At 60.2% G+C, this 24,269-nt stretch carries 16 protein-coding genes and 1 pseudogene; 11 read left to right on the forward strand and 6 right to left on the reverse strand.

What is annotated here, in order from left to right:
• The first annotated feature begins 1 nt into the window (after position 1).
• From AC3IUA_RS00740 to cysC, 3 genes are read left to right on the forward strand one after another with little or no spacing between them, the layout of a single operon-like run.
• Complete coding sequence (locus AC3IUA_RS00740) at positions 2–10,840, forward strand: Ig-like domain-containing protein (RefSeq protein ID WP_489362188.1); 10,839 nt, start codon at positions 2–4, stop codon at positions 10,838–10,840.
• Positions 10,841–10,882: 42 nt separating this feature from the next.
• On the forward strand, positions 10,883–12,400 hold the full coding sequence (locus AC3IUA_RS00745; RefSeq protein WP_489358629.1) for a TolC family protein: 1,518 nt from the start codon (positions 10,883–10,885) through the stop codon (positions 12,398–12,400).
• Positions 12,384–12,989: an adenylyl-sulfate kinase gene (gene cysC, locus AC3IUA_RS00750; protein ID WP_489358630.1), complete on the forward strand. Its 606-nt coding sequence runs from the start codon at positions 12,384–12,386 to the stop codon at positions 12,987–12,989. Before AC3IUA_RS00745 ends, cysC begins: the two co-directional genes overlap by 17 nt.
• A 48-nt stretch (positions 12,990–13,037) precedes the next feature.
• Here cysC and AC3IUA_RS00755 read toward each other — a convergent pair.
• Positions 13,038–13,827, reverse strand: a pseudogene (locus AC3IUA_RS00755) (slipin family protein).
• Complete coding sequence (locus AC3IUA_RS00760) at positions 13,827–15,194, reverse strand: NfeD family protein (RefSeq protein WP_489358631.1); 1,368 nt, start codon at positions 15,192–15,194, stop codon at positions 13,827–13,829. Before AC3IUA_RS00760 ends, AC3IUA_RS00755 begins: the two are co-directional and overlap by 1 nt.
• A gap of 224 nt (positions 15,195–15,418) precedes the next feature.
• Here AC3IUA_RS00760 and AC3IUA_RS00765 point away from each other — a divergent pair, with 224 nt between their 5' ends.
• Both AC3IUA_RS00765 and AC3IUA_RS00770 read left to right on the forward strand, forming a co-directional pair.
• Positions 15,419–15,883: an aminoacyl-tRNA deacylase gene (locus tag AC3IUA_RS00765; RefSeq protein WP_489358632.1), complete on the forward strand. Its 465-nt coding sequence runs from the start codon at positions 15,419–15,421 to the stop codon at positions 15,881–15,883.
• 123 nt (positions 15,884–16,006) lie between these two features.
• Positions 16,007–16,252, forward strand: a complete 246-nt coding sequence (locus tag AC3IUA_RS00770; RefSeq protein WP_489358633.1) for a DUF2789 domain-containing protein — start codon at positions 16,007–16,009, stop codon at positions 16,250–16,252.
• Positions 16,253–16,318: 66 nt separating this feature from the next.
• Here AC3IUA_RS00770 and AC3IUA_RS00775 read toward each other — a convergent pair whose 3' ends face one another.
• From AC3IUA_RS00775 to AC3IUA_RS00790, 4 genes are all read right to left on the reverse strand, one after another.
• The gene (locus AC3IUA_RS00775) at positions 16,319–16,678 is read right to left on the reverse strand and encodes a helix-turn-helix domain-containing protein (protein WP_489358634.1); all 360 of its coding nucleotides are present in this window, start codon (positions 16,676–16,678) and stop codon (positions 16,319–16,321) included.
• The gene (locus AC3IUA_RS00780; RefSeq protein WP_489358635.1) at positions 16,678–16,980 is read right to left on the reverse strand and encodes a type II toxin-antitoxin system HigB family toxin; all 303 of its coding nucleotides are present in this window, start codon (positions 16,978–16,980) and stop codon (positions 16,678–16,680) included. The genes AC3IUA_RS00775 and AC3IUA_RS00780 overlap by 1 nt, the downstream gene beginning before the upstream one ends.
• A 477-nt stretch (positions 16,981–17,457) precedes the next feature.
• Positions 17,458–17,712 (reverse strand): type II toxin-antitoxin system RelE/ParE family toxin, encoded by a 255-nt coding sequence (locus AC3IUA_RS00785; RefSeq protein ID WP_489358636.1) that lies wholly within the window; start codon positions 17,710–17,712, stop codon positions 17,458–17,460.
• Positions 17,709–17,987, reverse strand: a complete 279-nt coding sequence (locus AC3IUA_RS00790) for an antitoxin of toxin-antitoxin stability system (RefSeq protein WP_489358637.1) — start codon at positions 17,985–17,987, stop codon at positions 17,709–17,711. Before AC3IUA_RS00790 ends, AC3IUA_RS00785 begins: the two co-directional genes overlap by 4 nt.
• A 266-nt stretch (positions 17,988–18,253) precedes the next feature.
• Here AC3IUA_RS00790 and AC3IUA_RS00795 point away from each other — a divergent pair, with 266 nt between their 5' ends.
• The 6 genes from AC3IUA_RS00795 to AC3IUA_RS00820 all read left to right on the forward strand — a co-directional run bounded on the left by AC3IUA_RS00795 (position 18,254) and on the right by AC3IUA_RS00820 (position 24,253).
• Positions 18,254–18,886, forward strand: coding sequence for an NADH:ubiquinone oxidoreductase subunit N (locus AC3IUA_RS00795; RefSeq protein WP_489358638.1), 633 nt, complete (start codon positions 18,254–18,256; stop codon positions 18,884–18,886).
• Positions 18,887–19,161: 275 nt separating this feature from the next.
• Positions 19,162–20,673 (forward strand): YdgA family protein, encoded by a 1,512-nt coding sequence (locus tag AC3IUA_RS00800; RefSeq protein WP_489358639.1) that lies wholly within the window; start codon positions 19,162–19,164, stop codon positions 20,671–20,673.
• Between the two features lie 268 nt (positions 20,674–20,941).
• Positions 20,942–22,669: a vWA domain-containing protein gene (locus AC3IUA_RS00805; RefSeq protein WP_489358640.1), complete on the forward strand. Its 1,728-nt coding sequence runs from the start codon at positions 20,942–20,944 to the stop codon at positions 22,667–22,669.
• Positions 22,670–22,706: 37 nt separating this feature from the next.
• Entirely contained in the window at positions 22,707–23,294 is a 588-nt protein-coding gene (locus AC3IUA_RS00810; protein WP_489358641.1) for an RNA polymerase sigma factor, read from the forward strand.
• Complete coding sequence (locus tag AC3IUA_RS00815; RefSeq protein ID WP_489358642.1) at positions 23,291–23,977, forward strand: hypothetical protein; 687 nt, start codon at positions 23,291–23,293, stop codon at positions 23,975–23,977. Before AC3IUA_RS00810 ends, AC3IUA_RS00815 begins: the two co-directional genes overlap by 4 nt.
• An 81-nt stretch (positions 23,978–24,058) precedes the next feature.
• On the forward strand, positions 24,059–24,253 hold the full coding sequence (locus AC3IUA_RS00820; RefSeq protein ID WP_489358643.1) for a hypothetical protein: 195 nt from the start codon (positions 24,059–24,061) through the stop codon (positions 24,251–24,253).
• The last annotated feature ends 16 nt before the right edge of the window (positions 24,254–24,269 follow it).

The following is a 24,269-nucleotide window of genomic DNA, read 5'->3' on the forward strand; positions in this document are numbered from 1 at the left end:
CATGCTGTTCGACGGCGCGGTGGCGGCCACAGTGGCCGACACCGCCCAGGCCGACAGCCACGCGACTGCCGAAGCCGCCAAAGCACCGGCTACCGAAAGCGCTGCCGGCAGCGACAGCCATCCGCAGAGCGAGGCCGCACCGACGCCTGCGCCCGCCGCGGTACCGGGGCAGAGCGTGGTTTTTGTCGACTCGCGGATCAAGGACGCCAGCAGCCTGCTCACCGACGTGGCGCCCGGCGCTCAAGTGGTTCAACTTGATGCGGCCCAAGACGGCTTGCAGCAAATCGCCGATTACCTCGATCAGCATCAGGGCGTTAGCTCGGTGCAGATCATCGCCCACGGCAATACCGCAGACTTATGGCTGGGCAACAGCTACCTGTCGGCCGACAACGTAGCGGCCCGCAGTGCGGTGCTGGCTGAAATCGGCAAGGACATGAATGCGGGCGGCGATATCCTGATCTTCGGCTGCTACACCGCCGAGGGTGAGCGCGGCTTGAGTTTTGTCGATTCGCTGGCGCAACTGACCGGGCGTGATGTGGCGGCTTCGACCAACCGGACCGGGATTGGCGGCGACTGGGATCTGGAAATCGTCACCGGCAACATCGAAAGCGCCAACGTGCTCTCGACCAAGGCCATGAGCGAGTATCAGTGGGGGTTGGCGTCCTGGACCGCCACCAACAACGCGAACACCGGGGTCGGTTCGTTGCGTGCGGCGATTGCTTCGGCGCAGAACGGCGATACCGTCACCTTCAGTGCCGGCATGACGGTTCAGCTCACTTCCGAACTGCTGATCAACAAGAACATCACCCTCGATGGCGATATAAACAACGACGGCGCGGCGGATGTGATCCTGGACGGGCAATACAGGACCCGGGTCATTGAAATCACGGCGGGCAGCACCGTGACCCTCGATGGCCTGGTGATCACCAGAGGCCTGGTTTCAGGCACTGGTGGCAATGGTGGCTACGGCGCGACCGGCGCCATGGCCGGCGGGATTTTCAACGCCGGGATCCTGACCATGAGCAACGTCACCGTCACGTCTAACGCGGCTTCCGGCGGTGGTGGTGGCGGCGGTGTCACGGGAGCTTTCTATGGCGGTGGCGGCGGTGGCGGTGGCGGCCTTGGCGGTCAGGGCGGCGGCCACGGCGGTTCGGCCGGGCCGGGCACCGGCACCTTGGGCGGTCAGGCGGGCAGCGGTGGCGTCGGTGGTTACGGCGGCGGTTATGACGCCACCCACATGGGCGGTCGCGGCGGTACTACAACCGGTGGCTCGGGCGGCCTCGGCGTTTCCTACTACAGCAACGGCGGTAACGGTGCGACGGCCACCAACGGCACGATCTCCATCGGCGGCGGTGGCGGCGGTGCCGGTTGGGACAAGGTGGGTGGCGCTGGCGGCAAGGCGGTGGGCGGCATCTACAACGCCAGCACGGGCACCCTCACCATCGTCGGTACCTCGACCATTAGCAACAACATCGGTGCCGGTGGTGGTGGCGGCGGTGGTGGTGGTAACGGCAGCAACGCCAGCAGCGGCGGGATTGGCGGCCGGGGTGTCGGCGCGATCTGGAACAAAGGCACATTGCTGATCACCGCGGCCAACTTCGCCGCGCTGAGCGGCAATGCCGCTGCCAGTGGCGCGGGCGGCGTGGCGCTGGGTGGTGGCACGACGGGCACCTCGCCGACCTCGGTGGCGACGATCTACAACGACGGTGGCGTCCTCAACACCGCGTATTCGCCACCTCCCACCGTAACCATCGTGGTCGCCGACAATGCGCTGAAAATCGGTGAAACCTCGCTGGTGACCTTCACGTTTTCCGAGGCAGTGAGTGGTTTCACCAACGCCGACCTGACGATCGCCAACGGCACTCTCACGTCCGTCAGCAGCAGCGACGGCGGCATCACCTGGACCGCGACCTTCACCCCGACGTCGAGCATCAGCGACACCAGCAACGTCATTACCCTGGATAACACTGGAGTCCTGAACGGTCTCGGGACTGCCGGGGTCGGCACCACCAATTCGAACAACTACACCGTCGACACCGTGCGGCCGACCGCGACCATTGTGCTCGCCGATACCGCGCTGAAAGTCGGCGAAACCTCGCTGGTGACCATCACCTTCTCTGAAGCCGTGAGCGGTTTCACCAACGCCGACCTGACCATCGCCAACGGCACGCTGAGCGCGGTGAGCAGCAGCAACGGCGGCATCACCTGGACCGCGACGTTTACGCCCACCGTGAGCATCACCGACGCGACCAATCTGATCACCCTCGACAACACGGGCGTTACTGACCTGGTGGGCAATGCCGGGAGCGGTACCGCCGACTCAAATAACTATGTCATCGATACCGTACGGCCGACCGCGACTATCGTGGTTGCCGACAGCACGCTCAGCGCGGGTGAAACCAGTCTTGTAACCATCACCTTCTCGGAAGCCGTGAGCGGTTTCACCAATGCCGATCTGACCATTGCCAACGGCACGCTCGGTACAGTGAGCAGCAGCGACGGCGGGATCACCTGGACCGCGACCTTCACGCCAACCGGCGGCGTGAATGCCCCGAGCAACCTCATCACTCTGAACAATACCGGGGTTGCGGACCTGTCCGGCAACACGGGAACAGGCACCACCGACTCCGGCAATTATGTCATCAACACCGCGCTACCGACCGCCACCATTGTGGTCGCCGACAATTCGCTGAAGACTGGTGAAACCTCGCTGGTGACCATTACCTTCTCCGAGGCCGTGAGCGGTTTCACCAATGCCGATCTGACCATCGCCAACGGTACACTCAGTGCGGTGAGCAGCAGTGACGGTGGTATCACCTGGACCGCCACGTTCACCCCGACCGCCAGCATTACTGACGCGACCAATCTGATCATATTGGACAATAGCGGCGTGCAGGCTGCCGCCACCGGTAACGTGGGCAGCGGCACCAGCAATTCGAACAACTATGCGATCGACACCGTGCGTCCGACGGCGACCATCGTGATGGCCGACACCGCGCTGAGAATCGGCGAAACCTCGCTGGTGACTATCACCTTCTCGGAAGCCGTGAGCGGTTTGACCAACGCCGACCTGATGATTCCCAACGGCACTCTCACGTCTGTCAGCAGCAGCGATGGCGGCCTCACCTGGACGGCGACCTTTACCCCGTCGTCGAGCATCAGCGACACGACCAACCTGATCACCCTGGATAACACCGGGATCAGCGACCTGTCGGGCAACGCCGGGTCCGGCAGCACCGATTCGAACAACTACGCCATCGACACCGCACGTCCGACCGCGACCATCGTGCTCGCCGACAGCACGCTCAGCGCTGGCGAAACCTCGTTGGTGACCATCACCTTCTCGGAAGCCGTGAGCGGTTTCACCAACGCTGACCTGACCATCGCCAACGGCACGCTGAGCGCGGTGAGCAGCAGCGACGGCGGTCTCACCTGGACCGCGACCTTCACGCCAACTGGCGGCGTGAATGACTCGAGCAACGTTATCACTCTGAACAACACCGGTGTTGCGGACCTGTCCGGCAACACCGGCAGCGGCACCACCAGCTCCGGCAACTACACGATCGATACCGTACGGCCGACGGCGACCATCGTGGTCGCCGACAATGCGCTGAAAGTCGGTGAAACCTCGCTGGTGACTATCACCTTCAGCGAAGCGGTGAGCGGTTTCAGCAATGCTGACCTGACCATTGCCAATGGCAGCCTGAGCGCGGTCAGCAGCAGTGATGGCGGTGTCAGCTGGATCGCCACATTCACGCCGACCAGCAGTATTACCGACACCAGCAACCTCATCACGCTGGACAACACTGACGTGCAAAATGCCTCGGGCAACGCGGGCAGCGGCAGCACCGACTCCAACAATTACGCCATCGACACCGTGCGTCCGACCGCGACCATCGTGGTCGCCGACACCGCGCTGAAAATCGGCGAAACCTCGCTGGTGACCATCACCTTCTCGGAAGCCGTGAGCGGTTTGACCAACGCCGACCTGACGATTGCCAACGGCACGCTGAGTGCGGTCAGCAGCAGCGATGGTGGCGTCACCTGGACGGCGACTTTTACCCCGTCGTCGAGCATCACCGACACGACCAACCTGATCACCCTGAACAACACGGGCATCAGCGATCTGTCGGGCAATACCGGGTCCGGCAGCACCGATTCGAACAACTACGCTATCGACACCGCGCGTCCGACCGCCACTATCGTAGTGGCCGACAGCACGCTCAGTGCTGGCGAAACGTCGTTGGTAACCATCGTTTTCGACGAGGCGGTGAGCGGTTTCACCAATGCTGACCTGACCATCGCCAACGGCACCCTGAGCGCGGTCAGCAGCAGCGATGGTGGCATCACCTGGACCGCGACGTTTACCCCGACCGCCGGCATCGTCGATACCACCAACCTGATCAGCCTGGCCAATAGTGGCGTTACCGATGTGTCCGGCAACACCGGGACGGGTACCACCAACTCCAGTAATTACACGATCGACACGGTGCTACCGACCGCCGCCCTGGTGGTCGCGGACAACGCGCTGAAAATCGGTGAAACCTCACTGGTGTCCATCACCTTCAGCGAAGCGGTGAGCGGTTTCAGCAATGCCGACCTGACCATTGCCAACGGCACATTGAGTGCAGTCAGCAGCAGCGACGGTGGTGTCACCTGGATCGCCACCTTCACCCCGACCAGCGACATCGCGGATACCAGCAACCTGATCACCCTGGATAACAGCGGTGTGCAAAACGCTTCGGGCAACGCGGGCAGCGGCAGCACCGATTCGAACAACTACGCCATCGACACCGCACGTCCGACGGCGACCATCGTGCTCGCCGACAGCACGCTCGCAATCGGTGAATCCTCGCTGGTGACCATCACCTTCTCTGAGGCGGTGAGCGGTTTCAGCAACGCCGACCTGACCATCGCCAACGGCACACTCGGTACAGTCAGCAGCAGCGATGGCGGCCTGACCTGGACCGCGACCTTTACTCCGGCGTCGAGCATCACCGACGCGACCAATCTGATCACCCTGGACAACACGGGTGTCAGCGATGTGTCAGGCAATAGCGGGAGCGGCACCACCGATTCGAACAACTACGCCATCGACACCGTGCGGCCTACGGTGACTATTGTCGTGGCGGATACTGCACTTGAAGTCGGTGAGACCTCGCTGGTGACCATCACCTTCAGCGAAGCGGTGAGCGGTTTCAGCAATGCGGACCTGACGGTTGCCAACGGCACCCTCAGCGCGGTGAGCAGCGGCGACGGTGGCCTCACCTGGACCGCAACCTTTACCCCGACGTCGAGCATTACCGACGCGACCAACCTGGTCACCCTGGACAACACGGGTGTCAGCGATGTGTCCGGCAATAGCGGGAGCGGCAGCACCGATTCGAACAACTACGCCATCGACACCCTTCGTCCGACCGCCACCATCGTGGTCGCTGACGGCACGCTCAGCGCTGGCGAAACCTCGTTGGTCACCATCACCTTCAGCGAGGCGGTGAGCGGGTTCTCCAATGCCGACCTGATCATTGCCAACGGCACACTCAGTGCAGTCAGCAGCAGCGATGGCGGGATCACCTGGTCCGCCACATTCACGCCTTCAACCGGGGTCAACGACACCAGCAACCTGATCAGCCTGAGCAACAGCGGCGTCACCGATCTGGCCGGCAACACCGGCAGCGGCACTACCGACTCGAACAACTACAGCATCGATACCGTGCTGCCGACTGCCACTGTCGTGGTCGCGGACGATGCGCTGAAGATCGGTGAAACTTCGCTGGTGACCATTACGTTTTCGGAAGCGGTGAGCGGTTTCTCCAACGCCGACCTGATGGTTGTCAACGGCACACTCAGCGCGGTCAGCAGCAGCGATGGCGGCCTGACCTGGACCGCCACCGTCACCCCGACCAGCGCCATCACCGACACCAGCAATCTGATTACCCTGGATAACAGCGGTGTGCAAAACGCTTCGGGTAACACGGGCAGCGGCACGACCGATTCGAACAACTACAGCATCGATACCGTGCTGCCGACCGCTACTGTAGTGATCGCGGACGATGCGCTGAAGACCGGTGAAACTTCGCTGGTGACCATCACCTTTTCGGAAGCGGTAAGCGGTTTCTCCAACGCCGACCTGACGATTGCCAACGGCACCCTCAGTGCGGTCAGCAGCGGCGATGGCGGCCTGACCTGGACCGCCACCTTCACCCCGACCTCGAGCATCACCAACACGACCAACCTGATCGCCCTGGACAACACCGGAATCAGCGACCTGGCCGGCAACATCGGCGCCGGCAGCACCGACTCGAACAACTACAGCATCGATACCGTACTACCAACCGCCACTATCGTGGTCGCGGACGATACGTTGAAAATCGGTGAAACCTCGCTGGTGACCATCACCTTCAGTGAAGTGGTGAGTGGTTTCAGCAATGCGGACCTGACGGTTGCCAACGGCACCCTCAGCGCAGTCAGCAGCAGCGATGGCGGCATCACCTGGACGGCGACCTTTACTCCGACGTCGAGCATCACCGATACGACCAACCTGATCACTCTGGACAACTCGGGTGTCAGCGATGTGGCCGGCAATGCCGGGTCCGGCAGCACCGACTCGAACAACTACGCCATCGACACCGCACGTCCGACCGCCACTATCGTGGTCGCTGACAGCACGCTCGCAATCGGTGAAACCTCGCTGGTGACCATCACCTTCAACGAGGCGGTGAGTGATTTCTCAAATGCCGACCTGACGGTTGCAAACGGCACCCTCAGCGCGGTGAGCAGCAGCGACGGCGGTCTGACCTGGACTGCGACCCTCACCCCATCGACCGCGATTTTCGATGCCAGCAACGTGATCACCCTGGACAGTACCGGGGTTTCCGATCTGGGCGGCAACAATGGATCGGGCACTGCCGATTCGGGCAACTACATCGTCGACACCGTGCGTCCGACGGCGACCATTGTGGTGGCCGACACCGCGCTGAAGATCGGTGAAACTTCGCTGGTGACCATCACTTTCAGTGAGGCAGTGAGCGGTTTCAGCAATGCCGACCTGACCATTGCCAATGGCTCCTTGAGCGCAGTCGGCAGCAGCGATGGCGGCCTCACCTGGACCGCCTCTTTCACCCCGGCCGGCGCCATTAACGACAGTAGCAACCTGATCACCCTGGACAACAGCGGCGTGCAAAGTGCCGTGGGCAATACGGGGGGCGGCACCACCGACTCCAACAACTACGCCATCGACACCGTGCGGCCTATGGCGACTATTGTCGTGGCGGATACCACACTTGAAATCGGTGAGACCTCGCTGGTGACCATCACCTTCAGCGAAGCGGTCAGCGGTTTCAGCAATGCGGACCTGACGGTTGCCAACGGTACATTGAGTGCGGTGAGCAGCGGCGACGGTGGCCTCACCTGGACCGCCACCTTTACCCCGACCTCGAGCATTACCGACGCGACCAACCTGGTTACCCTCGACAACACGGGCATCAGCGATGTGTCCGGCAATACCGGCACCGGCGCCACCGATTCGAACAACTACGCCATCGATACTGCGCGCCCGACCGCCACTATCGTGGTTAGCGACAGCATCCTCAGCGCGGGCGAAACCTCCCTGGTGACGGTCACCTTCAGCGAAGCGGTGAGTGGTTTCAGCAACGCCGACCTGACCATTGCCAACGGCACGCTCAGCGTGGTGAGCAGCAGCGACGGCGGTATCACCTGGACGGCCATGTTCACGCCCTCAACCGGGGTCAACGACACCACCAACCTGATCAGCCTGAGCAACAGCGGCGTTACCGATGTGTCCGGCAACACCGGCAGCGGCACCACTGACTCGAACAACTACAGCATCGATACTGTGCTGCCGACCGCCACCATTCTAGTCTCGGACAGCGCGCTGAAAGTCGGTGAAACCTCGCTGGTGACCATTACGTTCTCGGAAGCGGTGAGCGGTTTCACCAACGCCGACCTGACCATCGCCAACGGCACCCTCAGCGCGGTCAGCAGCAGCGATGGCGGCCTGACCTGGACCGCCACCTTCACCCCGACCAGCGCCATCACCGACACCAGCAACCTGGTCACCCTGGACAACAGCGGTGTGCAGAATGCCTCGGGTAACGCTGGCGTCGGCACGACCGATTCGAACAACTACAGCATTGATACTCAGCGGCCAACGGCGACCATCGTGGTCAGCGATTCGGCACTGGGTATCGGTCAGACCACGCTGGTGACCATCACCTTCTCCGAGGCGGTGAGCGGTTTCGACAACAGTGACCTGACCATCGATAACGCCACGCTAAGTGCCGTCAGCAGCAATGATGGTGGAGTCACCTGGACGGCGACCTTGACCCCGGCGGCAAGCATTACCGACACCAGCAGCCTCATTCAACTGAACAATGCGACCGTCACTGACCTGGCCGGCAATACGGGCACCGGCACTACCCACTCCAACAACTATGCTATCGACAGCCAGCGCCCGACCGCCACTATTGTGTTGGCTGATTCGGCACTGAAAGCCGGCGAAACTTCGCTGGTGACCATCACCTTCAGCGAGTCGGTCAGCGGGTTCACGAACGATGATCTGAGCGTCCCAAGCGGCACGCTCAGCGCCGTCAGCAGCAGCGATGGCGGCATTACCTGGACCGCAACGTTCACCCCGGCGACCGAGATCACCGATGTCAGCAACTTCATTACCCTGACCAGCAGCGGCGTCAGTGATCAGGCGGGCAATGCCGGTGTGGGTACCACCCATTCGGGCAACTACACGGTTGAAACAGTGATTCCGACCGCCAGCATCGTGATCGCCAATCCGATGCTGGCAGCGGGCGATACTTCGCAGGTGATCATCACCTTCAGCGAGGCGGTGAACGGTTTCAACAACGCCGACCTGACCATCGCCAATGGCACATTGAGCGCAGTCAGTAGCAGCGATGGCGGCGTCACCTGGACGGCGACCTTCACCCCGAACGTCAATATCAGCGACGCCAGCAATCTCATCACGCTGAATAACGGCGCGGTGAGCGATGCTGCGGGTAACGCCGGTGCGGGGACGACTGACTCCAATAATTACGTTATTGATACCCTGCGTCCGAGCGCAACCATCGTAGTCGCCGACAGCTCCCTCAAGGCGGGCGAGAGCACCGGCGTCACCATCACCTTCTCCGAAGCGGTCAGCGGCTTTACCAACGCCGACCTGAGCGTCGCCAACGGTACGCTGAGCGCCCTGAGCAGCGGCGACGGCGGCGTCACCTGGACGGCGACGCTGACGCCAGCCGGCAATGTCAGCGATACCAGCAATCTGATAACCCTCAACAATGCGGGGGTGAGCGATTTGCTCGGCAACGCCGGGAGTGGCACCACCGATTCGAACAATTACACTGTCGATACCACGCGTCCGACGGCGACCATCGTAGTCGCCAACCCTATTCTGGCGGTGGGCGACTCCTCGACAGTGATCATCACCTTCAGCGAAGCGGTGAGCGGTTTCGACAACAGCGATCTGACCGTGGCCAACGGCAGCTTGAGCGCCGTCAGCAGCAGCGATGGTGGCGTCACTTGGACGGCGACCTTCACGCCGACCCACGGTATTACCGATCCGAGCAATCTGATCACGCTCAACAACACCGCTATCAGTGACCTTGCCGGCAACATCGGGAATGGGAGCAGCGACTCGAACAATTTCTTCATCGACACTCAGCGTCCGACGGCGACTATTGTTCTGGGCGATAGCGCCCTGGGCATCGGCCAGACCACCCGCGTGACCATCACCTTCTCCGAGGCGATCAGCGGCTTTACCAACGCCGATCTGAGCGTCGCCAACGGTACGCTGAGCGCACTGAGCAGCAGCGATGGCGGTAAAACCTGGACGGCGACCCTGACAACAACCGGTAATATCGCCAGCACCGACAACCTGATCACCTTGAACAACGCCGGCGTGATCGACTCGACAGGCAATACCGGCAGTGGCACCACCCCATCCAACAGCTACGCCATCGACACCACGCGTCCCGGCGTCATCAGTATCGTGGTGGCGAACCCGGCGCTGACGGCGAATCAGACCTCGCTGGTGACCATTACTTTCAGCGAAGCCGTCAGCGGCTTCGATCTGGCTGACCTGAGCGCGACCAACGGCAGCTTGTCCAACCTTTCCAGCAGCGATGGCGGTAAAACCTGGACCGCGACCCTGACACCAACGGCCAACATCACCAACACCAGCAATCTGATCAGCCTCAACAACAGCGGTGTGACTGACCTGGCCGGCAACTCGGGCGTCGGCAGCAGCGATTCCAATGCTTACGCGATCAACACCATCACCACCGGCGGCGACCCGCAATTCCGGGTTGATCCTCCTGTGGTGCTTACGCAAGCGCCTGACACCCCCCTGCAACCCATCGTATTCACTCCACCGACAGGCGATCTTGGTGCGCCGCTGGCCTTTACGCCGCTGTTCGAATCGCCCAGCTCGGGCGGTGGCTTGCCGCCGGTGGGCAACATTTTCGTCAATAACGGCGCCTTGGCAGCGAGTTTTATCGCACAGGTATTCAGCAGCAGCGATAGCACAGGCCAAGGTGGCCTCGGCTTCAGTGGAAGCGATAGCGGGGTGTTCAGCAGCAGCACGCTGTCGAGCCTGTTCAGTCAGAATTCGGGCTCGGACAGCCATTCGCTCAATACCTTCGGCAACCCATCAATCACCGGCGGCGATGCCTCTCAAGGCTTGCGCGGGGTGTTCGGCGCGCCGACGCTGGGCCAGCAAATACAGCAAATAAAAGACACCGAGCAACGGCAGATCCTCGATCTGGCCGCGGCTTTGCAACAGGTCGGTCTCAGCGAAATTCAGGCCTGAAAAAATACTTAAAGCAGTGCGGGACCCAGGGGCAAGCCACGGATGAGAAAAAGTCATAAGTTGTTCGGCGTCAGTCTGCTGGCCTTGGTGGTCAGCGGTTGTGCAATCAAAAGTGAACCGATTGAACGCAGTGTCAGTGAGCAACGCGCCAGAAGCGACTTGCTGAATATGTACAAGGATCAGGAACCCCTCAGCGGTCCGTTGACGTTGCATCAGGCCATGGCCCGTGCGGTGAAATACAACCTCGAAGGCCGGTTGAAGATCATGGAAGAGGCCCTGGCCAAGCGCCAACTGGACCTCGCCAGTTTTGACATGCTGCCACGCATGGCCCTGGATGCCGGTTATGCCGGGCGTAGTAACGTCAGCGCCGCCAGCAGCCAGAGCGTGGAGACCGGCACTCAATCCCTCGAGCCGTCGACTTCTCAGGATCGCGATCGGCGCGTGGCGGATTTGACCATGGTCTGGAACGTGCTCGACTTTGGCGTTAGCTACATCAGTGCCAAACAGCAGGGCGATCAACGCCTGATCGTCCAGGAACGGCGGCGCAAAGTGATCAATACCATCGTTCAGGATGTGCGCTCCGCCTATTGGCGTGCGGTGGCCGCCGAACGTCTGCTCAGCCAGATCGACAGCCTGATGGCACGGGTCGACAAGGCTCAGGTCGACAGCCAGAGCATGAGCGAACAGCGCATCGGTGATCCGGTACAGGCCCTGGGTTACCAGCGTTCGCTGATCGAAGCCACGCGTCAGTTGGAGGAGCAGCGGCGGGCACTGTCCCTGGCCAAGACCGAACTGGCGACCCTGATCAACCTGCCAATGGGCACCCCCCTCACTCTGGCAACCCCGGAGGATTACGCCATTCCGGAGTTGAAAGTCGATCTGCAGAGCCTGGAGCAGGAAGCGTTGACCAGCCGCCCCGAGCTGCGTGAGCAGGACTACCAGACGCGCATCAGTGCCGCGGAAACCCGCAAGGCCATGCTGCGCCTGCTGCCGGGGCTGGAGTTCTCCGCTGGCGGGCATTACGACAGCAACTCGTTTCTGGTGGAGCAAGGCTGGGCCGATTACGGGGTGAAGGTCACCTGGAACCTGTTCAACGCGATTTCCGCACCGGCGGCCATCAATGTTGCCAAGGCCGGCGAAGAAGTCGCCACGGCGCGCCGTCAGGCGATGTCGATTGCCGTGCTGGCTCAGCTGTATGTGGCCAACGCCAATTACCGCGAAGCGCTGCGTCAGTTCAAGACCAGTCAACAACTGGCCAGCATCGACGAGCAAATTGTCGGCCAATTGCGCAATCGCCATGAAGCCGCCGGGCTGGGTGAGCTGGACCTGATCCAGGGCGAGCTGAACACCTTGCAGGCTGACCTGCGACGTGACCTGTCTTACGCCGACCTGCGCAACGCCTATGGGCAGATTTTCGCCAGTGCCGGGCTCGATCCGCTGCCGGACGAAGTCCAGTCGACAAAGGTCGGGTCCATCGCCAATGCCCTGGCCAGCCGCGAAGCTGCCTGGGCGGCGGGGGATATCGCGGTACCTGTGGTGGCCCATGCCGAAGGACAATAATCTGCTCGCGCCACACCTGAGCGTTAGCCGCGCTCAGCGGGAAACCCGCAACGGCCATCGCGGCGCGGCGATACTGTTGACCGGTTTGCCCGCTGCGGGTAAATCGACCCTGGCCCAGGCACTACAGGCCGAGTTGTTCGAGCGCGGCCTGCAAAGCGTGGTGCTCGATGGCGACTCACTGCGTGGTGGGCTCAATCGCGATCTGGGATTTGCCGAAAGCGATCGGCAGGAAAACATCCGTCGGGCCAGCGAACTGGCGGCATTGTTGGTGGAAAACGGTCAAATCGTCATCCTCGCCATGATCGCGCCACTGGTCGAGTTACGTGGGCAGTTTGCAAGGCGTCTGGGAGAGGATTATCGCGAAGTCTGGTGCAACGCTTCGCTCAAGGTCTGCGAGCAACGCGACCCAAAGGGCCATTACGCCCGCGCCCGACGTGGCGAGCTGACGAGCTTCACCGGGGTTTCCGCGCCTTACGAGCCACCACAATCCGCGGCGCTGGTGCTCGATACCGGCGGGCAGTCGATCGAGGTCTGTATCCAGCGACTGTTGGCCTGGCTCAGCGAGTGTGCGGTGTTGTCGGCCCGTTGAGCGGGCTTGGGGGAGGGAGCCCCAAAAGATCGCAGCCTGCGCCAGCTTCTACACGATGAGCGGGCCTGCGGCCCGTTCATGTCTTCGGCGACAACTCTGCCATGCCCTTCAACAACTCGATCGGTAACGGAAAGACGATGGTCGAGGTCTTGTCACCGGCAATCGCCCCCAGGGTCTGCATGTAGCGCAGCTGCATCGCGCCCGGCTGGCGGCCAAGCATTTCGGCGGCTTGCATGAGTTTTTCCGAGGCCTGCAGTTCGCCTTCGGCATGGATCACCTTGGCCCGGCGTTCCCGTTCGGCTTCGGCTTGTTTGGCGATGGCGCGAATCATCGATTCGTTGAGGTCGACATGCTTGATCTCGACGTTGGCCACCTTGATTCCCCAGGCGTCGGTCTGGGCATCCAGCACTTGCTGGATATCAGTGTTCAGGCGTTCGCGTTCGGCAAGCAATTCGTCCAGTTCATGTTTGCCCAGCACTGCCCGCAAGGTGGTTTGCGCCAATTGGCTGGTGGCCATGAGGAAGTCCTCGACCTGGATGATTGCCCTTTGCGGGTCGAGCACCCGGAAATACAGCACGGCATTGACCTTCACTGACACGTTATCGCGGGTGATCACGTCTTGCGGTGGCACATCGAGCACCACCGTGCGCAGGTCCACCCGAACCATTTGCTGCACCACCGGAATCAACAGAATCAGTCCAGGACCCTTGACCTGCCAGAAGCGTCCGAGCTGGAACACCACCCCGCGCTCGTATTCACGCAGGATACGAAACGCTGACGCTATCAACGCAATCAAGAGCGCCAGCAGCGCGCCAAAACCCAGTTCCAGACCCATGATCATCCTCCTCGTGGTGTCACCTGTGCCGCAGTCACTTCCAATAGCAGGCCCTTGCGCGCCACTACCTGCACCTGTTGCCCGGGTCGCAGTGGCATCGGGCTCGACACCTGCCAGTTTTCCCCTTGCAGCTGAACCCAGCCGTTGCAAGGGTTGTCGGGTTGCACGGAGATCACTGGCGTGATGCTGCCCACCAGTCCTGCATCACCGCTGACCAGTCGTCGCCGTCGCGCCCTCATCGCCATGCTCCCCAGCGCCACCAACAACAGGGCACTGCCCACGGCCAGGGTGATGATCAAGGGCAGCGGAATGCCATAACCCGGCACATCGGTGTCCATCAGAATCACTGCACCGGCAACAAAAGCCGCAATCCCGCCGAACCCGATCACCCCGAACGTCGGTAAAAACGCCTCGGCGACCATGAAGGAGATGCCCAGCAGAATCAGCGCCACGCCCGCGTAGTTCACCGGCAGCAGTTGCAGGGCATACAGCCCCAGCAGCAGGCAGATCCCGCCCAGCACGCCGCCAGCACCGGTACCCGGGTACATGAACTCGAAGAACAGGCCGTACACGCCAATCATCATCAGGATCAACGCCACGCTGGGATGGGTAATCACCGACAGCAGCTTGGTGCGCCAGTCCGGGTCATGGCTGATCAGCGCCGCGCCGGCGGTCTGTAGTCGCACCTCCTGTCCGGCGACATTCAGGGTCTTGCCGTCGAGCTGCTTGAGCAGGCCGTTCACATCGTCCGCCACGTAATCGACCACCTTGAGTTTCAGCGCTTCCTGAGCCGACAGGCTGACCGCTTCACGCACCGCCTGCTCGGCCCATTCGACGTTGCGCCCACGCAGTTGCGCCAGACCACGGATATACGCGGCGGCGTCGTTGATCTGTTTGTGGGTCAGGGTGTCTTTGGTGGTATCGGGCTCTGGCTCCTTGTCGGAGCGTGGCGCCGCCGGCGGGTTTGGTTGCCCGGGCATACCGATTTGTACGGGGGTCGCCGCGCCCAGGTTGGTGCCCGGCGCCATGGCGGCGACGTGGCTGGCATAGAGGATGTAAGTTCCGGCGCTGGCGGCACGGGCACCGCTGGGGGCGACAAAGCTGGCCACTGGCACGGGACTGGCAAGGATCGCCTTGATGATCGCCCGCATCGACGTGTCCAGCCCGCCCGGGGTATCGATGGTCAGCACCACCAGTTGTGCGTGCTCGTCGGCGGCCTTGCTCATGCCTCGAACGATGTAGTCGGCGCTGGCCGGGCTGATCACATCGTTCACCGTCAGCACCACTACCGGATCCACGGCCCACGCCTGCCCGGTCGGTAACCCGATCAGCAACCACAACAACACTGCCCGCCATCCACCTCTGTACATATGACCCTCCTGGAGAGTCATGGGCCTACCGGCCGTCTGCCATTCGCTGGCCCTGAACTGGAGTTTAGTTGAGCAACGGGCTGAACGAATTCTGATCAGTTGTTTGCTAAACCGATCAGCAGTTTGTGGTGGTCGGTACCCGAGGCACGGCCTAGACTCTTTAAGGGGGAAATATTTGTTAACCCATCGTCCTGCAGCCGTTACGCAGGACACCGAGGTGCATCATGCGTATGGCAAGAACCGTGCATCTGAGCCTGGAGCAGGCCAAGTGCGAATACGACGTCGTGACTCATCCTCACTCGGCGAGCAGCCTGGAAACCGCCCGGGTAGCGGGCATCCCCGCTGAACGCGTGGCGAAATCAGTGATCCTCGACGACCACCACGGGCACTACTTGATGGCCGTCCTGCCAGCCAGCCGGCATCTGGACCTGAGTAAAGTCCGTGGTAGCGGCGAATGGCAAATCACCCGCGAAAGCACGTTGGCCCAGCTGTTCAACGACTGCGAACGCGGCGCCGTGCCCGCTCTGGGAGAATCCTATGGCATGAAGATGGTCATCGATCCGCTGCTGACCCGTCAGGATGACATTTACCTGGAGGCCGGCAACCACAACAACCTCGTGCATCTGAGCATGGACCAGTACCTGAAAATGGTGCCCCATGCAGAAGTTTGCGAGGTGAGTTATTCATGACGATATGCAGTGATTTTTCAGCCTCTTCGCGAGCAAACCCGCTGCACATTTCCATTGTGTGAGCGGGGCTTGCCCGCGATCGCTGAATCACTGACACACCGATCCATCATCCAGGAGTTTCCCATGGAATCACCTACCCACAGCCTCCCATCCCTGTTCAAGCAACTCGGTCTGCCTGATGACCCGGAGAACATCGACAAATTCATCGCCACCCACTCGCCGCTCAAACCCGGGCTGCACCTGGCGGATGCCTTCTTCTGGACCAAGAGCCAGGCGGATTTCTTGCGCGACGAGATTCTCGATGATGCCGATTGGGCCGAGGTGGTGGATCAACTGGATGTGCTGCTGAGGAAGGGGCGGGGGGGGTAAAAAAATTGAGGGGAATAGAATTGAAGGAAGCGGCTAAACATTCCACTGCTTAGCCCGCTCCCTACTTTAAACCACGTCAGCCAACAGGCTCTCGTATGGAATCCTTAAACCGTCATGCAAACGCTTGATCATACGCAAGCTCAGCGGGCGTTTGCGGTTCAAGACTTCAGAAACGCGCCCACTGGGACCGATAAAAGCTTCCAGGTCGCGAGCCGTAAGGCCTTGCTGATCCATGCGAAATTTGATCGCTTCAATGGGATCCGACGGCTGGATGGGGAAATGCTCGTCTTCATACTTCTCGACCAGCAACGCCAATATTTCCAGTTCATCGCCTTCGGGCGAACCGATGGCTGCTCCCCACAGTTGCTCGATACGCGCAAAAGCGAGTGTTAGATCCTCATCATTTCGAATGGGCTTGATGTTCATTACACAGTCTCCGCATTGATCTGATCGTATTGAGCATGGGTGCCGACAAAACGCACAAAGCCCAATTGCCGTTCGTAGTCAATTGCCAGAATCACTCGATACTTATTGCCGGCAATATTGAATACCACTCGTCCACCTTTCAGAACGCTGGCTGTCCTCAGCTCGGCTTTTACTTCCTGGGGTGTGCGATATAACGACTTTTCCATGTGTCGATACCACTCTGAGAGAGGTGTCATAGCATCGGCATAAGCCGGGCTGCTCTCCCAGAAAATCTTCAAAGTCCCTTTTGCAATTATTCGCACGACGCAAGAATCTCCCGTTTTGGGAGATGTTAGGCGCGAATCTTGAGATAAGCAAATGGACGGTGATGATTGATCAGTGGTGGATCAACTGGATGTGCTGCTGAGGAGGGTGTAAAAATTGGATGATTTGTAAGCTGAGTTCGGTCGCAACAGACGGGTGTTAAAACCGATGGCTGTATGAATAGGCCAAAAAACGCTAAGAAAAGTCAGCAGTCCGCCTGTTTGGTTGCAGACCCTGAACCATCCCCCCTATAGTTCGCCCTGTCACCGCATATCGGCGATAGGATTTGGCGATCCTAGTCACGACCCTGCGCTTCAGCGCCTAGAACTCCCTTGATTCCATTTTTTGGTATTGGCGAGATGCTTTATGGCGGCTGTGCGTGGGAGACCTTCGGGTCTGCCGGGTTGGGTTGTGACCGGTTCGCCAACCTGCGTACAGCTGCCACCCTTTTTCGTTTGGCGACGATCATTGGTGGCTCAAAACACTCCCTTTGAGATATGCCCCGTGTCTCGATCCAATTCGTAAACCAGGCGATAGCTCTGATGCGGTATCAGTTCACGAGTACCGGCAACGATTCCGATGGGGCCGATTTCCGGATGTTGAGATAGAAGAGCGAGCGAGTCGCTGAATCGCTTGTCCATTTCTATTGCTGCCTTTGGGTTTACGGCAGAGATGTAGTCCCATATGTCTGCACGATCCTGTGCCGCTTCAGGCGTCCAAATTATCTTCATTCTTGAATGGTTGCTCGAGAGCGTCTGGCAGCGAACTCAGCTTCCATATCCTCGTTGGATAGGCCATTGCCCGCGCGCATTGAGGCGCGAGCACCTTCGACTTTTCGTTGCAAAAAGTCTTCGTATTCGCGCGACGCTCGTTGTGTTTGAACGAACTGGCGCATCATTTCTCGAACAATTTGTGAGGCCGGGCGATGGGATGCTTCGGCTTCGGCCATGAATTGGTCACGCAACTCGGGTTCGAGTTTCATTGTAAAAACGGCTTGTTTTGACATGGATTCGTTCTCCGAGCACTGATGCTGACGAAGTATATACACCTTCATTACCAAATCATTACTGAGCATATGTTACCGCGACTGACGGTCAGAGAATCCCCCGCGAATGGTCTGAAGCGGGCGATGATTTGGAAAGCGGACGAACGCAAGGTTCTGAGCACACGAAACCCTGAGGCCGTTGCTATGCTTTGAACAGTTGGGTGGACGCGCGGCGGTTTGCGTTTGTCCATGAATCAAGGTTCGCGATGGTCATGGGGATTCGAATAATGAAAAACCCTTATGCTCCCGGTTTCTGGTGCGCCATCGTTGCGGTGGTGTTGCTCTCTGCCACCTATTTCTACGGCATCATGCTGGCTCACCAGGTCGACAAGGCGCTGCTTTTCCTCGACAGCGCGGTGGCGCTGATCGCCGCGCTGTCGATGGTGATGTTCGCCTGGGCTTCGTTTCAGGGTCAGAAAATCAAGAAAAAACAGCTCGAACAAGGCAAGACCCTGGTGATGATCTGGGACACCAAGGTCGCGCTACGCCGTGTCGAAACGGTATTTGATCGCTATTTCTGGGGCAGTTACTGGCAGCCGGGGCGCACCTTCCAGGAAGTCATGGGCGAACTCACTGGCACCCCCCTGGAAAAAAGCCTGGAAGCCTTGAAACGCCAGTGCCTGGCCCTCGACAAACAAGTGGCCGACGGTCGGCATTGGTTCAATAACGCCCGTGAACTTTGCGACGTTGCCAGCGCCATGGCCCGGGAACGCTATCAGCTGGATTTCCATGACACGCGCACGGAGTCGCTGGGCGGGACGGTGATCAGCCGGGATTTTGAAGTGCTGGTGTACACCTGGACCGCGCGGCTGAAGAGTTTTGATCATCAACTTGATGAAATGGAAGTGGAGTATTCCTGATCTGCAGCACTTGTGTGGGCTGTGCCGGCACTGTCGAAGAAGACGGCTGAAGGGTCAACGAAGAGGTTGGCCAGATTTCCTCGTTATTAACCCGCAACTCAAATTTCCTCGGGTCATAACCGAATACATAATCAGCGACCTTTCCCCTTCAAAGGTTGGGTTGCACAGTGTCGCAAATGCTAATCTCCCAGCACTTTCAGCGGAGTCGAGCCGCAGCCCTTCAAGGGTTCAGGGAAGACCGCCACACTCAACAACGGATATTGATCGGGTAAAGCATGAATAAATCAGCAGGCGTACTGTTAGCAATTGTTGTCGCGGTAGGTGCAATCAGCGCCGGTGGCGCCTGGTACACCGGCACCAAACTGGAAGGGGTGCTGCAAACTTCGATCGCCGATGCCAATAATGAGCTGCAGGCCGCCCTGGTGGGTTCCAAGGGCAATGCCACCCTGGAGCTGGTCTCGCTGGACCGCCGGTTATTCAGCAGTACCGCGCACTATCGCCTCAAAGGTCAGGGCGACATGTTCAGCGACCGCCCTGAAGGCGTCGAATTGCTGTTCGTCGACCATATCGAACACGGTCCGCTGCCATTCTCGCGTCTGGTTACGCTCAAGTGGTTGCCGGTCCTGGCGACTAGTCACTACGAGCTGGAAAAGACCCCGCTCACCGAAAAATGGTTCGCTGCCACCCAGGGAGCTGCTCCAGTCAAGGGTGTGGTCAACATCGGTTATGACAGCTCCACCGACAGCAAGCTTGAGCTGCTGCCGCTTGAGGTGGCGCTGGATGAAAAATCCAATCTGAAGTTTTCCGGACTGAACCTCGATGTTGACGCCAGTGCCAAAGCGCAGCAGGTCAAAGCCAAGGGCTACATGGACAGTCTCGCTCTGTCGACGGTCGCCGAGGACCAGACGCCAGTACTGATCGAACTCAATGGCCTGACCATGGCCAGCAATCTCAGCAAAAGCAGCTATGGCTATTACCTGGGGCAAAACACGCTCGAGTTGACCAGCACCAAGACCACTTTTGGTGAGAAGCAGGCGGTAGTGACCTTCAAAAACGCCGAGCTGAAGAGCTCCACCCAGGAGTCCGGGACTAATGCAGCGGGGCGTGCCGACTACAAGGTGGGTGAAGTTATCTACAACGGCAAGGCTGTCGGCGCGGCGAATATGGCCTGGAGCATGAAAAACATCGATATTCCGGCCACCCTGTCGCTGGTGCAGGTTTACCAGAACAAGCTTCAGCCCTACGAGGCTGCCGCCGCCGCAGCTGCTGCTGCCGGGGAGCCGGCGCCAGAGTTGATCCTGAGCGAAGCCGAGCAGGCTCAGGTCAAGGCTGATCTGGAAAAGCTGCTGGATGCCAAACCGCAGATCGCCATGGAAAATCTGTCGTTCAAGACCGCTAACGGTGAAAGCCGTATAAGCCTGGTGGTCGATCTGGCCAAACCGCAATCGATGGACCTGCCGCCCGTTGAAGTGGGCAAGCAGCTGATTGCGCTATTGGACTTCAATCTGCTGATGTCCAAGCCGATGATCGCCGATATCGCCAGCGTGCAGGCACAGATTGAAGGTCAGACCGATGCCAAGGTAATTGCCGAACAAGCGACCATGGCCAGTGACATGGTCAGCAGCATGGCGGTGGGGACTCAACTGGCGACACTGGACGGCAACAACATCGTCTCCAAACTGCGTTACGCCAATAATCAGGTGGATTTCAACGGCCAGAAGATGACCGTCGAGCAGTTTGTCGGCTTCGTGATGAACACACTGGGTGGCGCTGGCGCCGTGCAGTAAGCCGATTCCCGGGTTAGCTGAAACAGCTTTAGTCGCAAGTTCCAGCCGAACGCCCAGCCTCCGCATCAGCGGGTCGGCTGGGCGTTTTGTTTTGCGGGCGAATCCACGTCAAGATCCTGCTCTGAAGAAGATCAAAGGCCATGTGCTGCGCAATAGCAGCGTGGTGCGGCGTTACCAGCGCTGAAAATATTCTTCGGGACTTAACCCGAATCGCCAGGGCTGTCCGTCTCAGAGGATGAATGGATCATTTCCTCCCGAGGTCAGCCACATGTCACTTCCTCTGCATTTTCTTCGCCCGGCCGCGCAGGGTTTCGCAACCGGGTTGCTGCTGGCGATTGTCGGCTGTGGTGTGTCATCCAAACCCGACACCGCCACCCCCCAGCCGCCGGCACAAGGTGCGCTGTATAGCGAGGCGCTGATGGCGGATGCGACTCTGGCCAAGCGCAGCCTGGGAGCGATGCCCGCGCCTGCCACGATGTACGCGCCAATAGCGGTCGGTGAAACCTCTGCGCCGGGTTATCGGGATGAGCAACGCGAGCAGTATCAGGCCTTGGCGGAAAACCCGATCCAGAGCGTCGCCCAAGCGCCGGTATCGACCTTCAGTGTCGACGTCGACACCGGCAGCTATGCCAATGTGCGGCGCTTGCTCAATCAGGGCCGCCTGCCGCCGGAAGGCGCGGTGCGCCTGGAGGAAATGGTCAATTACTTTCCCTACGATTACGCCCTGCCCAACGACGGCACGCCCTTTGGCGTGACCAACGAGCTGGCGCCGTCGCCGTGGAATCCACACACCCGCCTGCTACGCATTGGCATCAAGGCTTCGGATCGCGCAGTGGCTGAACTGGCACCGGCGAATCTGGTGTTTCTGGTGGACGTGTCCGGCTCCATGGATCGCCGCGAAGGCTTGCCGCTGGTCAAAAGCACACTGAAGCTATTGGTCGATCAGTTGCGTGAGCAGGATCGAGTGTCGTTGGTGGTCTATGCCGGTGAATCACGGGTAGTCCTGGAGCCGACCTCCGGGGGCGACAAGGCGAAGATCCGCACGGCCATCGAGCAGTTGACTGCAGGTGGCTCGACCGCCGGTGCCTCGGGTATCGAGCTGGCGTATCAGATGGCCCGGCAAGGGTTTATCGCCAAAGGCATCAATCGCATCCTGCTGGCCACCGATGGCGACTTCAACGTTGGCGTCAGCGATTTCGACAGCCTGAAAAAAATGGCTGTGGATAAACGCAAAACCGGCGTCTCCCTGACCACCTTGGGTTTCGGTGTGGACAACTACAATGAACAGCTGATGGAGCAACTGGCCGATGCTGGCGATGGTAACTACGCCTACATCGACAACCTGAGGGAGGCGCGCAAGGTGCTGGTCGATCAGCTCGGCTCGACCCTCGCGGTGGTGGCGAAAAACGTCAAGTTGCAACTGGAGTTCAACCCTGCACAGATCAGTGAATACCGGCTGCTCGGCTACGAAAATCGCGCATTGAAACGCGAAGATTTCAGCAACGACAAGGTCGATGCGGGCGAGATCGGTGCCGGGCATACGATCACCGCGCTGTACGAAATCGTGCCAAAAGACGAAAAAGGCTGGCTGGAACCGCTGCGTTACACCAGTGGGCAAGCCGCTCCGCAAGCAGGAAAATCCGATGAGTTGGCAATGCTACGAGTGCGCTATCAACTACCGGAGGGTGGTGCCAGCCGCTTGATCGAACGGCCGATCGTTCAGGGCGAGCAGCCAGGCAAATTAGCCCAGGCCAGCGACGATCTGCGTTTCGCTGCGGCGGTGGCGGCGTTTTCCCAGCAGCTTAAAGACGGGCGCTACACCGGCTCCTTTGGCTTGAGCGACACCGTGGCACTGGCCCGCGCCGCACGGGGCGATGACCGGTTTGGCTTGCGTGGCGAGTTTGTGCAATTGGTCGAGTTGGCGCAAAGCCTGCAAACCCCGGCAGCGACAGTCAGTCAGCGGCCCAATAACGCCGACGCTAGCCGTGTCGAGTAACGCTATCCTGAGCAGAGCCAAGGAGTCCCTTACTGACATGTCTGCCGCGAATGCGTCATCCACCGACTCCGCCGGCAGCGATGAAACGCTGCTGGCACGCTATCGCACCGGCGATGCGGCGGCGTTTGAGGTTTTGTATGCGCGTCATCGCCAGGGCCTGTACCGTTTCCTCCTGGGCCTGAGCGGCAAGACCGAACTGGCCGAAGAGGTTTACCAGGAAACCTGGCTGAGCCTGATCCGCAGCACCAGCCAACCCCAAGGACGGGCGAACTTTCGCACCTGGCTTTATCAGATCGCCCGCAACCGGCTGATCGACCACTGGCGCAAACAGGGTATCCGAACCCCCCTGCACGACAGCTACGACGAACAGGCACACGGGCTGATCGATGACACTGCCGGGCCGGAGCAGCTGCTGAGCCTGAGCCGCAACAGCCTGCGCCTGGAGGCGGCGCTGCAGGAGTTGCCCGCCGATCAGCGTGAGGTCTTCCTGTTGCGGGTCCACGGCGACCTCGAGTTGCCACAGATCGCGACCCTGACCGAGACGCCGCTGGAAACGGTGAAAAGCCGTTTTCGTTATGCACAGCAAAAACTGCGTCGGCTGCTGGCCGAGGAGGTACTCACATGACTGACGCCCGACTGCCGCCGGATTCAGCGCAAGACGATCTGCTCCAGCATTTTCGCCAACAAGCGACGGGTGAGCCGCCGGCCCGACTGGATTCGCTGATCCTCGCCGCCGCTCGCCACGAAGCCCCTGCGCCGAAGCCCAATCTTTGGCAGCGCTGGCTGCAGGCCTGCCAGAAACCCCGTTGGCAAGTGGCTTTTGCAAGCCTGGTCGGCGTCGCGCTGATGCTGGCGTTGGTGCAGCGTACGCCGGAGCAACAGCCCAAGTATGATGTTGCCCCTGAACCGAAACTGTCCGCGCCGAGCAGCGCCAAACGGCAAGCTGCACCCGCGTCGGCTGAACTCGCCGAATCTATGCCGCAACCCATTCAGAACGCACCTGCTGGTGGCCTGTCAGCCCCCGCCCCAGCGGCTCCAATGGCCAGTTTCGTTATGCCGGCGCAAGTCGAGTCGTTCAGTGCAGAGCCCCAGCCAAAAGCCAGCAAGCCTATGGCGGATGAGGCAAAAGCCAAGGTCAGCAAGCGTGCCGCGGCGCCGGCCAAAACACTCGATGAGGAACTGCGAGAGGTCTTGCGCCTGCGCGGCCTGGGTCAGATAAAAGCCGCGGACGCCCAGCTGGCGGCATTGCACAAGCGTTTCCCGGAGGACGATCTCACGGCTCGACTAAAGAAATTGCAGGCGCAGTGAAGTCAATAGCGGTCATGGGTTGGCGTCGATAATTGAAAGGGCGCACTATCACGCCAATTGCTGATGCGTTGGAGAGTAGCCGTGACGCAACGAATCGACCGCATTGCCCAGCTCAAGAATTGCCCGGTCATGGGTGAGGACATACGCCGGGCAATCACTGAGAGTCGCAAAGATCCACTCCCGACTTCGGAAGAGGATGATGATTTTGAGGAATTGGATGTGACAATTGAGCCAGTCGAAGCGCCTGCGGGTGGCAAGTCCAAAAAAAGATCTTGAGTCAACGCCCATAAAA

Source organism: Pseudomonas sp. KH_050 (assembly GCF_057838875.1).

Coding starts and splice junctions, on each gene's coding strand:
- AC3IUA_RS00740 (WP_489362188.1), top strand. CDS start 2: ATGCTGTTCGACGGCGCGGTGGCGGCCACAGTGGCCGACACCGCCCAG.
- AC3IUA_RS00745 (WP_489358629.1), top strand. CDS start 10,883: ATGAGAAAAAGTCATAAGTTGTTCGGCGTCAGTCTGCTGGCCTTGGTG.
- cysC (WP_489358630.1), top strand. CDS start 12,384: ATGCCGAAGGACAATAATCTGCTCGCGCCACACCTGAGCGTTAGCCGC.
- AC3IUA_RS00760 (WP_489358631.1), bottom strand. CDS start 15,194: ATGTACAGAGGTGGATGGCGGGCAGTGTTGTTGTGGTTGCTGATCGGG.
- AC3IUA_RS00765 (WP_489358632.1), top strand. CDS start 15,419: ATGCGTATGGCAAGAACCGTGCATCTGAGCCTGGAGCAGGCCAAGTGC.
- AC3IUA_RS00770 (WP_489358633.1), top strand. CDS start 16,007: ATGGAATCACCTACCCACAGCCTCCCATCCCTGTTCAAGCAACTCGGT.
- AC3IUA_RS00775 (WP_489358634.1), bottom strand. CDS start 16,678: ATGAACATCAAGCCCATTCGAAATGATGAGGATCTAACACTCGCTTTT.
- AC3IUA_RS00785 (WP_489358636.1), bottom strand. CDS start 17,712: ATGAAGATAATTTGGACGCCTGAAGCGGCACAGGATCGTGCAGACATA.
- AC3IUA_RS00790 (WP_489358637.1), bottom strand. CDS start 17,987: ATGTCAAAACAAGCCGTTTTTACAATGAAACTCGAACCCGAGTTGCGT.
- AC3IUA_RS00795 (WP_489358638.1), top strand. CDS start 18,254: ATGAAAAACCCTTATGCTCCCGGTTTCTGGTGCGCCATCGTTGCGGTG.
- AC3IUA_RS00800 (WP_489358639.1), top strand. CDS start 19,162: ATGAATAAATCAGCAGGCGTACTGTTAGCAATTGTTGTCGCGGTAGGT.
- AC3IUA_RS00805 (WP_489358640.1), top strand. CDS start 20,942: ATGTCACTTCCTCTGCATTTTCTTCGCCCGGCCGCGCAGGGTTTCGCA.
- AC3IUA_RS00810 (WP_489358641.1), top strand. CDS start 22,707: ATGTCTGCCGCGAATGCGTCATCCACCGACTCCGCCGGCAGCGATGAA.
- AC3IUA_RS00815 (WP_489358642.1), top strand. CDS start 23,291: ATGACTGACGCCCGACTGCCGCCGGATTCAGCGCAAGACGATCTGCTC.